The 7,728-nt window shown below is 45.9% G+C and carries 13 protein-coding genes; 11 read left to right on the top strand and 2 right to left on the bottom strand.

All coding sequences use genetic code 11. The features are described 5' to 3' along the window. Positions 1-82: 82 nt before the first annotated feature. The gene (locus tag A7D14_RS07105; protein ID WP_255307405.1) at positions 83-811 is read right to left on the bottom strand and encodes a JAB domain-containing protein; all 729 of its coding nucleotides are present in this window, start codon (positions 809-811) and stop codon (positions 83-85) included. A 53-nt stretch (positions 812-864) separates the two neighbouring features. Here A7D14_RS07105 and A7D14_RS07100 point away from each other — a divergent pair, with 53 nt between their 5' ends. From A7D14_RS07100 to A7D14_RS07050, 11 genes are all read left to right on the top strand, one after another. After that, positions 865-1,593 (top strand): cysteine hydrolase, encoded by a 729-nt coding sequence (locus tag A7D14_RS07100; RefSeq protein WP_067032045.1) that lies wholly within the window; start codon positions 865-867, stop codon positions 1,591-1,593. Between the two features lie 199 nt (positions 1,594-1,792). Then, positions 1,793-2,338: a carboxymuconolactone decarboxylase family protein gene (locus tag A7D14_RS07095; protein ID WP_067032043.1), complete on the top strand. Its 546-nt coding sequence runs from the start codon at positions 1,793-1,795 to the stop codon at positions 2,336-2,338. Positions 2,339-2,366: 28 nt separating this feature from the next. Continuing rightward, positions 2,367-2,834, top strand: coding sequence for a YHS domain-containing (seleno)protein (locus A7D14_RS07090; RefSeq protein WP_218058514.1), 468 nt, complete (start codon positions 2,367-2,369; stop codon positions 2,832-2,834). 57 nt (positions 2,835-2,891) lie between these two features. Further along, complete coding sequence (locus A7D14_RS07085) at positions 2,892-3,308, top strand: DUF1348 family protein (RefSeq protein ID WP_218058513.1); 417 nt, start codon at positions 2,892-2,894, stop codon at positions 3,306-3,308. A 103-nt stretch (positions 3,309-3,411) separates the two neighbouring features. Further along, positions 3,412-4,293, top strand: coding sequence for a helix-turn-helix domain-containing protein (locus A7D14_RS07080; RefSeq protein ID WP_067032040.1), 882 nt, complete (start codon positions 3,412-3,414; stop codon positions 4,291-4,293). Between the two features lie 85 nt (positions 4,294-4,378). After that, complete coding sequence (locus A7D14_RS07075; RefSeq protein WP_067032037.1) at positions 4,379-4,702, top strand: ArsR/SmtB family transcription factor; 324 nt, start codon at positions 4,379-4,381, stop codon at positions 4,700-4,702. A gap of 3 nt (positions 4,703-4,705) precedes the next feature. Beyond that, the gene (locus tag A7D14_RS07070; protein WP_067032034.1) at positions 4,706-5,170 is read left to right on the top strand and encodes an SRPBCC domain-containing protein; all 465 of its coding nucleotides are present in this window, start codon (positions 4,706-4,708) and stop codon (positions 5,168-5,170) included. Positions 5,171-5,227: 57 nt separating this feature from the next. After that, the gene (locus A7D14_RS07065) at positions 5,228-5,635 is read left to right on the top strand and encodes a DoxX family protein (protein ID WP_067032032.1); all 408 of its coding nucleotides are present in this window, start codon (positions 5,228-5,230) and stop codon (positions 5,633-5,635) included. A 4-nt stretch (positions 5,636-5,639) separates the two neighbouring features. After that, the gene (locus A7D14_RS07060; RefSeq protein ID WP_067032029.1) at positions 5,640-6,221 is read left to right on the top strand and encodes a YdeI/OmpD-associated family protein; all 582 of its coding nucleotides are present in this window, start codon (positions 5,640-5,642) and stop codon (positions 6,219-6,221) included. Between the two features lie 21 nt (positions 6,222-6,242). Further along, a complete protein-coding gene (locus A7D14_RS07055; RefSeq protein WP_067032027.1) occupies positions 6,243-6,596 on the top strand; it encodes a VOC family protein in 354 nt (117 codons plus the stop codon). Further along, positions 6,593-7,216 carry a YdeI/OmpD-associated family protein gene (locus A7D14_RS07050; RefSeq protein ID WP_067032024.1) on the top strand — a complete coding sequence of 208 codons (624 nt, stop codon included), beginning with the start codon at positions 6,593-6,595 and terminating at the stop codon, positions 7,214-7,216. The genes A7D14_RS07055 and A7D14_RS07050 overlap by 4 nt, the downstream gene beginning before the upstream one ends. 9 nt (positions 7,217-7,225) lie before the next feature. Here A7D14_RS07050 and A7D14_RS07045 read toward each other — a convergent pair whose 3' ends face one another. After that, positions 7,226-7,549 carry a hypothetical protein gene (locus A7D14_RS07045; RefSeq protein WP_067032021.1) on the bottom strand — a complete coding sequence of 108 codons (324 nt, stop codon included), beginning with the start codon at positions 7,547-7,549 and terminating at the stop codon, positions 7,226-7,228. Positions 7,550-7,728 lie beyond the last annotated feature (179 nt).

Below are 7,728 nucleotides of genomic sequence, written 5' to 3'. Positions count from 1 at the left end.
TATAGATTTAATCTCAGCGAAGAAGAAGATGAATTAATATCTCGGATAGAAAAATAGGGAGATTAAAAAGCTTTTAAAACATTCACAACCCCCCAATAATCCTCAAACTCAACCCCGTTAGTTCTTTAATAGTGGCATCGTCGTAACCTTTGGCCTTCATCTTCTTGGCAATAGATTTCGCCTTTTCCTTTTCGGCCCGTTTGCGTTCCGTTTCCAGTTTAAAGGCCTCCAGTTCCTGCTTTTCGGGCCCCATGATCTCAAAAAGGCCGCTTTTCCGCAGTTCGTCCATGACGCCCTGGTCGGCAAAACTGGTGTAGGCCGTTTCGGTGATCACCAAATGGTCCAGTACATCAATCTGCAACAGTTTCCCGGCTTTGAGCATATGGTCGGTAAAGATCAGGTCGGCATCCGTTACCTCGTGCGAGCCGCTGGGGTGGTTGTGCACCAAGATCAGCTTGCCGGCCAGTTTGTAGATGGCCATCCGGAACACATCGGGCGGGTCTGCGTTCACCCGGTTGTTGGCCCCAAGGCCAATGAGTTCCACAAACAGGATCTTGTTGGCGTTGTTGAGCCCCACCACCCAAAAATGCTCTTGGTTGCGGCGAATTTTGTTTTCGCGTAGCAACACCTGCTGCATGATCGCGTAGAGGTCGGTTGAGTTGAGCACTTTGATCTTCTGTTCTTGGGTAAGTCTTACGTTCATAATCTCAAAAATATACAATTTAAAAAACGCTGTGTTGTACGGGGCCGTGCCGCCTTGGGAAAATTGTCCATTCAGTGGCGTACATCGTCCATTTTTTGAGGCTGGCAATCGCGTCAACTTTGTACCATCAAATTTAGTATAACATTTTAAAGTACAACACTATGAAAAATTTATTCAGGACAGTTGTGGTCTTTGCCACAGGAATTACGGGCGTTTTTGCCCAATTGCCAGAACCGGGTTTCATTATTGACGAGCATACCGCCATTGTGATCACAGACCCCCAAAACGACTTTCTCAGTCCCGATGGGGTGGCCTGGGGGGCCGTGGGCCAGAGCGTACAGGAGAACAACACCATTGAAAACCTGGAAACCATCTTTAAACTGGGCGAGGAACACAACATTCCCGTTTTTGTATCGCCCCACTACTACTACGAGCACGATCATGTTTGGAAATTTGAGGGGACCTTGGAGAAACTCATGCACAACATTAGCATGTTCGATCGTGGGGACCAATTGAACGTGGAAGGTTTTGAGGGTTCCGGTGCCGACTGGTTGCCCCGTTACAAAAAGTACATCAACAAGGATAGGGTAGTGGTCACCAGCCCGCACAAGGTCTTTGGTTCCGAGTCCAACGACTTGGCCCTGCAATTGCGCAAGCAGAAAATTGACAAGGTGATCTTGGCCGGGATGTCCGGGAACCTTTGTGCCGAATCGCACATGAGGGAATTGGTGGAAAACGGTTTTGAGGTTGCCGTGGTCGGCGATGCCACTGCTTCGGCCAAACTCCCCGGATTGGATGGCGACCAAGCTGCCCAGACCAATTACAAGATGATCAGCAGCAAAGTCTTTACCACCCAAGAATTGGTGAACGAGCTGAAGATGCACAAGTAGTAAAAGACAGTGTTTAGTGTGAAGTGTGATGGTGCGGTTGAAGGACAAGGGGTCAAACGAGAGTTTGGCCCTTTGTTTTTTTTAGAAAAGGGCATTTCGGGAAAAATGTCCAAGAGGAAGTGAAGTTTGTCCATTTTATCCCACCCCTCCGTGCCGCAACTTTGTGGTATCAAATCATTAATAATTAAAAAACAGAATTATGACACGTTTACAAGCATTAGATCCAAAGGAAGCCACAGGGCAATCAAAGGAATTGTTCAACGGCATCCAAAGCAAATTGGGAATGGTTCCCAACATGATGCGCACCATGGGAAATTCCCCAGCCGTACTCCAGGGATATTTGAGCCTGAGCGATGCGTTGGGCAAAGGTTCCTTGGGTGGTCGATTGGGCGAACTGATCGCCTTGGCAGTGGCAGAATCCAACACCTGCAACTACTGTCTATCTGCCCATTCCTTTATCGGGGAAAAATTGGTGGGCATTGACACTGATACGTTACACATGGCCCGCGAGGGAAGAAACAAAGATCCCAAGACTGCCGCTGCGCTCTATTTTGCCAAAACCTTGGTGGAAAAACGCGGAAGGGTAAGTTCCGACGACGTTGAGGTTGTAAAAGCTGCCGGCTACACCGACGGCGAAGTGGGTGAGATCGTGGCACATGTGGCCCTGAACGTATTCACCAACTATTTCAACAACACCGCCAACACCGATATCGATTTTCCGGTGGTTGAAGCGGAAACCGTTTAATCGATTAGCACAAATAAAAACCAGAATCATGAAAGCAATGAAACAAATTTTCGTACTGGCAATGGCCCTAGTTTGGGGAATTGCCGTCCAAGCCCAGGTTGACCCTGTAAACAAAGATGGCGTAGCCATTGGCGGGTATGATGTGGTCTCCTATTTCTCTGGCGAGGCCAAGCAGGGCAACAAAGCCTATGCCGCCAAGCACAATGGGGTAACCTATTACTTTGCCAGCAAGGCCAACAAGGCCACCTTTGCCCAATCACCCAGTATGTACCTGCCCCAGTTTGATGGGTATTGTGCCTGGGGTGTTGGTGAAAAACAAGCCAAATTCCCGATCAATCCAGAAACGTTTGATGTGATCGATGGAAAACTCTATCTGTTCTTCAATGGCGATTTCAACGGGGAGCCTTTCAATACCTTGCCCGATTGGAGTGCCCGAACTTCAGAATTGAAGAAAGCGGCCCATACCAGTTGGCCAAAGGTTAAAAACAGTAAATAATGCTATAGGGCAGGTTGACTTTTCAGCTTGCCCTTTTTTCATTTTAAACAAGCTACAATGGCAATAGAAAAAAAATTTCCGTTACCTCCCTTTACCGAGGAAACGGCCCGGGAAAAAGTACAGTTGGCCGAGGATGCCTGGAACAGCCAAGACCCCGAAAAAGTGTCCAAAGCTTATACGGTGGATACCGAATGGCGCAACCGCTCCCAATTTGTGAACGGTAGGGAGGAAGTGGTTGCCTTTTTGACCGAAAAATGGGAAAAAGAAAAAAATTACAAATTGAAGAAAGAACTTTGGGCCTTTACCGACAATAGAATAGCAGTTCGTTTTGAATACGAATACCAAAATGCCGAAGGAGCGTGGTTTCGCGCGTATGGAAACGAAAATTGGGAGTTCAACGAGCATGGGCTGATGCAAAAACGCTACGCCAGCATCAACGACCTGCCGATTGCCGAAACCGAACGGCGACTTTAAGTAACCATAATACATTGTCACTTCGAGCTGTCATCCTGAGCGCAGTCGAAGGAGACGTCGAGAAGTCATCTTGATTGCTGATATTCAACCTATAAAATCAAAAATGGACATCTACAACACCAACACACTCATCAACGAACAAACCGGAAAGCTGGCCTTTAAATTGTCCAGCTTTGAGGACGATTGCCAATTCTGTTCCTTAAAACGATTCAGTTACTATTCCCTGATCTGGGTGAAAAAGGGGAGTGGCACCGCCAAAATAGATTTCGCGGAGTTCGATTTTACGGCCGATACGATGTTCGCCATAACCCCTTACCAACCGTTCAGTCTTCTGGAAAAGGAAAAAATTGAGGGTGTGGTGTTGAATTTTCATCCTGATTTTTTCTGTATCCACAAACACCAGGAACAAGTGGCCTGCAACGGGGTGCTGTTCAATAACATCTACAGTCCGCCCTATTTTTGTGTGAAGGATGACATCCGAGGCAATTTGGAAATGGTACTGGAGCAGATGCGCACCGAAGTGCAAAAATCCGATTTGGCCCAGTATGACCTTTTGCTGTCCTACCTGAAAATATTTTTGATAACAACTTCTCGTGCCAAGGCCAAACAACAACCCGAATCCCTTAAGGACGCCCCCGATGAGAAGGAGCCCTTTATCATCCAAAATTTGAAGGACCTTATTGAAACCCACTTTAAAAGCAAGCATTCCGCAGGGGAGTATGCGGATCTATTGAACATCAGCCCCAAAGCGCTCGCGAAGATCACCAAAAACCACTTCAACAAGACCATGACCAATCTCATCTCGGAACGGATCATTATTGAGGCGAAGCGGGAGTTGTACCTCACCAACAAATCCGTGAAGGAGATCGCCTTTGACCTAGGGTATGATGACGAACACTACTTCAGTCGCTTTTTTAAGAACAATGCCGATATTTCGCCCAAAGTGTACCGCGATACGGTGGGCTTTGCCAGGGCCATGGCCTGATTCATAGTTTGCAGCACAGTTTTTTGTAATCTTATTTGCGCAGTTAAATAACTGCACTTATATTTGCAGTCAAATAACTGCATAAATGGAATTGCGTAGAGATGTTTTTCAGGCGATAGCGGACCCCACCCGTAGGGCCATTATTGCCTTGGTGGCGGCCAAAGCGATGACACCCGGTGCAATAGCGAGGGAGTTCAATTCATCACGACAGACGATATCCAAGCACATTCAAATTTTAACGGAATGCGAATTGCTGGGCCAAGAGCAGCAGGGTAGGGAGATCTACTATCACTTCAATCCAAAAAAGCTTAAGGAGATTGCAGATTTTATTGAGCCTTTCCGGGAGCTATGGGATGACCGTTTCAACAAACTGGAGGCCGTCATGAAACAACACAAAACCAAAGATTGAAACATGGAACGTAAAACACAGGTACATGCCGAAGAAGGCAAGCAAGAGATTTTTATTGACCGTGAGTTTCAACTGCCCGTGGCATTACTTTTCAAGGCCTATGTTGAGGCGGATATTGTGGAGCAATGGATGGGCACCAAGGTGCTGAAATTGGAAAATGGAAAGCACGGAAGCTATCAATTTGAAACCACGGACCCCATGGGGAACAAGCATGGGTTCAATGGTACGATCCATGAGTTTGTGCCAAATCAAAAAATCACCCGGACCTTTGAAATGGAAAATACGGATTTCCCTGTGCAACTGGAATACTTGGAATTTGAATCCTTGACCAAGGATACCTGCAAGTTACACATGCACGTGGTCTATAAATCCGTAGAGGACCGAGACCGAATGCTGAAACTACCCTTTCGACAGGGCATCAATATGGCGCATGACCGATTGCAGGAAGTAATGGAACAGTTAAAGTAACTGGGGTCATGCTGAACTTGTTTCAGCATCACATCCTCAATTTTAATAAAACATATCATGACAAAACGAAACCCGCCTGTGGGACGGACAGGCAAGATCATTTATTGGGTCGCCACGGTCTGGCTGGCCTTGGGTATGGCCTCCACGGGTATTGTACAGCTCATCCAAATGGAAGAGGAAGTGCAGATGATGGAACGTTTGGGTTATCCCATTTATTTTCTTACGTTGATTGGTGCCTGGAAATTATTGGGTGTTATTGCTATTTTGATTCCAAAATTTCCTGTGTTGAAGGAATGGGCCTATGCCGGGTTTTTCTTTACCATGATCGGAGCCCTTGTTTCCCATTTGGCGGTAGGTGATGGAGCCGCTGATTTTTTTGGACCCTCCTTGTTATTGGCATTGACCCTAATTTCTTGGTATTTTAGACCAACTAGCAGAAAAGTTATCACAACACAAAACGAATAACCCTATGAATCCCAAAGTCGATTTTTTCTTTGAAAAACCCTCCCAATGGCAGGAAGCCTATCGACAATTGCGTAAAATAGTCCTCAATACCGGGCTTAACGAAGAATTGAAGTGGGGCGTGCCCTGTTACACGTTTCAGGGGAGCAATGTGGTCTTGATCCATGGGTTTAAGGAATACTGCGCGTTGTTGTTTCATAAGGGTGTTTTGCTGAAGGATACCGAAGGAATTTTGATTCAACAGACCAAAAATGTGCAGTCGGCCCGGCAGATACGGTTTACCACCATTGATGAAATCAGGGATTTGGAAGCTACCCTAAAAGCCTATATCCATGAAGCCATTGAGGTGGAAAAGGCCGGATTGGAAGTTAAAATGAAGAAAACCTCAGAATTTGATATGCCCGAAGAACTTCAGGCGAGACTGGATGCCGATGCAGATTTCAAAGCAGCCTTTGAAGCTCTGACCCCGGGTCGGCAACGAGGATATATGCTCTATATTTCCCAAGCCAAACAATCCAAGACCCGTGTATCGCGAATAGAGAAGTCCACCCCCAAGATTTTTGAAGGGAAGGGATATAACGAAATGTAAACCATCAACAAAAAAAGAAATATGCGAAGAATTGTGCCCAATATGTATTCCGATGATCTGGAAGCGAGCAAAGCATTTTATGTGGATTTTTTGGGGATGGAGTTGGCCATGGATCTTGGGTGGATCATAACGTTTGCCTCCAAAGAAAATCCAACGGCCCAAATCAATATTTTTAAGAATGAAGAGGCTACAAAACCGGACAATACATCGGTTTTTCTGTCCATTGAAATACCCGATGTGGACCAAATGTACGAACGAGCCAAGAAGTTGGGGCACGAAGTGGTTTACGGGCCAACAAATGAAAATTGGGGCGTTAGACGGTTCTTTGTAAAAGACCCAAACGGTGCCACCATTAACCTATTGACACATATATGAATCCCGAAATCGACGCTTATTTGCTGGAGGGTTGTGGTCGCTGTGCCTTGGGCGGCACCCCGGAATGTAAGGTGCACAGTTGGCAAGAAGAGTTGAAATACCTGAGAAGGGTAGTGCTGGATTGTGGCCTTACCGAAGAGCGAAAATGGGGCGTGCCCTGCTACACCCACAACGGCAGCAATATTCTAATGGTGGCTGCATTCAAAGACAATTGTACGTTAAGTTTTTTTAAAGGTGCCTTATTGAAGGATGACCATAAGATTCTGGAGAAACCAGGGGAGAACACCCAATCCGGCCGGGTAATCCGATTTACTGACGTTGATCGGATTGCTGCCCTTGAGCCCGTTTTAAAAACCTATATGTTCGAGGCCATTGAAGTGGAGAAAGCGGGGCTGAAGGTCAATTTTAAAAAGGCATCTGAATATGGGTTTCCAGCGGAATTTCAAAATCGATTGGATGGAGACCCGGAACTCAAAGCAGCTTTTGACACCCTGACACCTGGAAGGCAGAAAGGGTATTTGTTATACTTTTCCAGTGCCAAACAATCCAAGACCCGTGAGGCCAGAATCGAGAAATATATCCCAAAAATCTTTAAGGGACTGGGGCTGCATGATAAATAACGGCAAGGCCTATATATCCAAACAATCCCTGAATTCTGGACAAATGAGCGGTAAAATCACCCAAACGTGGAGCAGAAACAGGATAAAAAATATCAGGCCCAACACCAAGGAGTGGATGATGTAACTTTCCTCCCCGGACGGTTTTAGCTTCGGCCACAACAATCCAAACGCCCCAGACACGAACAATAAAAAGGGGACGCCCGAGAAGAACAATAAAAATTTCATGCTGAAACCATAGGCGAAACCGCCGTAAAAAATAACCCCGATAACAATGGACATCACGATCAGTATCCAATAGAATAGGTTGCCTTTTTTTCTTTCCGTTGCTGTCATTGGTATGAATTTTAGGAACAATGCACCTAAAATTAAGTGATTGGCCCTTCATGATTTATGACTTGGATCAGGAAGACTGTTCGGGCTGCCCATTTCCTAAAAATTTTCTTAAAAGCTGTGCTTATGGAAAAAGCAATGCGCAACTCCTTCGTTGAACCATTTTATACCTTATATATTTG

This window comes from Allomuricauda sp. CP2A (genome assembly GCF_001683915.1).
Taxonomy (GTDB): Bacteria; Bacteroidota; Bacteroidia; order Flavobacteriales; family Flavobacteriaceae; genus Flagellimonas.
The sequence above is the reverse complement of the archived record's forward strand: the minus strand, read 5'-3'. Positions and strand labels throughout refer to the sequence as shown.

Bases quoted from the DNA above. Each gene is read 5' to 3' on its own strand.
- A7D14_RS07065 (WP_067032032.1), top strand. From the start codon at position 5,228: ATGACAAAACGAAACCCGCCTGTGGGACGGACAGGCAAGATCATTTAT.
- A7D14_RS07060 (WP_067032029.1), top strand. From the start codon at position 5,640: ATGAATCCCAAAGTCGATTTTTTCTTTGAAAAACCCTCCCAATGGCAG.
- A7D14_RS07085 (WP_218058513.1), top strand. From the start codon at position 2,892: ATGGCAATAGAAAAAAAATTTCCGTTACCTCCCTTTACCGAGGAAACG.
- A7D14_RS07045 (WP_067032021.1), bottom strand. From the start codon at position 7,549: ATGACAGCAACGGAAAGAAAAAAAGGCAACCTATTCTATTGGATACTG.
- A7D14_RS07075 (WP_067032037.1), top strand. From the start codon at position 4,379: ATGGAATTGCGTAGAGATGTTTTTCAGGCGATAGCGGACCCCACCCGT.
- A7D14_RS07095 (WP_067032043.1), top strand. From the start codon at position 1,793: ATGACACGTTTACAAGCATTAGATCCAAAGGAAGCCACAGGGCAATCA.
- A7D14_RS07070 (WP_067032034.1), top strand. From the start codon at position 4,706: ATGGAACGTAAAACACAGGTACATGCCGAAGAAGGCAAGCAAGAGATT.
- A7D14_RS07090 (WP_218058514.1), top strand. From the start codon at position 2,367: ATGAAAGCAATGAAACAAATTTTCGTACTGGCAATGGCCCTAGTTTGG.
- A7D14_RS07055 (WP_067032027.1), top strand. From the start codon at position 6,243: ATGCGAAGAATTGTGCCCAATATGTATTCCGATGATCTGGAAGCGAGC.
- A7D14_RS07100 (WP_067032045.1), top strand. From the start codon at position 865: ATGAAAAATTTATTCAGGACAGTTGTGGTCTTTGCCACAGGAATTACG.
- A7D14_RS07050 (WP_067032024.1), top strand. From the start codon at position 6,593: ATGAATCCCGAAATCGACGCTTATTTGCTGGAGGGTTGTGGTCGCTGT.
- A7D14_RS07080 (WP_067032040.1), top strand. From the start codon at position 3,412: ATGGACATCTACAACACCAACACACTCATCAACGAACAAACCGGAAAG.